At 39.5% G+C, this 390-nt stretch carries 1 protein-coding gene; it reads left to right on the top strand.

Translation table 11 applies throughout. The features are described 5' to 3' along the window. On the top strand, window positions 1–279 hold a 279-nt coding region (locus MO867_RS22715; protein WP_373565934.1), incomplete at its 5' end, for a hypothetical protein. Window positions 280–390: the final 111 nt, after the last annotated feature.

Genomic DNA, 390 nt, shown 5'->3' with positions numbered 1-390 from the left:
TATGCCGATCATGCCGTCAAAGTTGCGACAGCAATTCGTGCGCTTGGAATTAAATGCCTTGCTGCAGATGCCTATTTCAGCAAGGTAAAATTTGTTTCGGCCATCATTCTGGCGGGGTTTCACATTGTTGAAAAATTGCAAATAGATACAAACTTACAGTGGTTATATGAAGGAGCATACAAAGGTACGGGTCGTCCCAGAAAATATAATGGCAGGGTTGATTTTGATACAGATATGCATCGTTTTGACTGCGTTGGTTTTCTGAATGAAAAAACATAAGTGTATACGAAAATTATTCATGCTAAGTTTTTAAAGCGAACTATTCGCATTGTGAGGTTGAAATCTATAAAGGACGGCAAAGAGGGGCACGCATTATTGTATTCGACAGAC

It is taken from the genome of Microbulbifer okhotskensis, from assembly GCF_023895975.1.
Classification (GTDB): Bacteria; Pseudomonadota; Gammaproteobacteria; order Pseudomonadales; family Cellvibrionaceae; genus Microbulbifer; species Microbulbifer okhotskensis.
The sequence above is the reverse complement of the archived record's forward strand: the minus strand, read 5'-3'. Positions and strand labels throughout refer to the sequence as shown.